The sequence below is a fragment of the Paraburkholderia sp. RL18-085-BIA-A genome, from assembly GCF_046027075.1.
Classification (GTDB): Bacteria; Pseudomonadota; Gammaproteobacteria; order Burkholderiales; family Burkholderiaceae; genus Paraburkholderia.
In genome coordinates this window covers 1-1,139 of record NZ_JARESU010000457.1, presented here as the reverse complement: position 1 = coordinate 1,139, position 1,139 = coordinate 1, and the positions used below count along the sequence as shown (strand labels likewise).

Annotated in this window: 1 protein-coding gene; it reads left to right on the top strand. The window is 60.1% G+C overall.

Features of this window, described 5'->3' with window-relative positions:
• Positions 1 to 372: 372 nt before the first annotated feature.
• The coding region (locus P0D89_RS53200) for a DUF3047 domain-containing protein (protein ID WP_408371292.1) at positions 373 to 1,139 on the top strand (767 nt) is incomplete at its 3' end.

Below are 1,139 nucleotides of genomic sequence, written 5' to 3'. Positions count from 1 at the left end.
CGCAGTGCGCCTGTGCGAGGCTCCGAACCGCACGTTGTTATCAAGAGCGTCCAGCCGCCCGCCGTCCAAAGCGTCGAGCCGATACCGGAAGAAGACGGCGAGCCAGCGCCGCAAATACCCGTTGAACCTCCACCAGAAAATAGTGTTCAGCCGGCTCCCGTCGAATAGCGGGACATTTCGCGATCTCCGCAAAGGGCCTGCGGATCCAACCGGTCGATGCACCGGTCGATGCAGCAAACTGACGAAATCGTTCGAGAGGCGTGTTTCATAGTCGAGGGGCTTCCTCGGACGCTCGTTTAAAAGCTCGGCGGGACTGCGGTCAGCTGAGTCGACTAGAATGAATATTTAGCCACGACCCGAACGGGACCAGCCATGGACCTTCCCTCGGTCCCGCGAGCACGGAAACGAACAGCCTGGCCAAGCCGGATCGGTGTGTGCATCGCGCTTCTTCTGTCGCCGCCAGTCCTCCTTGCTCAGGACGAAGGGCCGGGTATTGCCTTTTCCGTGGCCGAGCCCGGCGCACCGCTACCGGCGGCATGGAAGAATCTGCCGGTCGCGAGCGGAAAAGCGATGACGCAATACACGCTTGTACGCGACGACCGTACAACCGTCCTGCAGGCGGACGCAACCCATTCCGCTTCGGCCCTGATGCATGAGGGTAATATCGACCTGACCCGCACACCCGTCGTTGCATGGCGCTGGAAAGCAGAAGAGTCAATCGAGGGCGCCGACAACAGCGTGGGATCGAAGGAAGATGCGCCGGCGCGACTGGTGTTCTTCTTTGATGGTGACAAATCCAAACTGTCGCTTATCGATCGGGCCGGCATGAACCTGGCAAAGCACCTGAGTGGGCAGGAACTGCCCTATGCCACGCTGATGTATATCTGGTCGACCACAGCCGCGCCAGGCAGTGTCATTGCCAATCCCCACACCGGTCGCGTACAGATGATCGTAGTCTCCGGTCAGCCTGGCGATGCCGGTAAATGGCAAATCCTGCGCCGCAATATCGTGCAAGACTATGAGAAGGTCTTTCACGAGACGCCTGGACAGATTACCGCTTACGGCCTGCTGACCGACACCGACAATACGGGTAGCACGACTCGCGCATGGTACGGAGACGTTCAGTTCCGGGCCGGGCC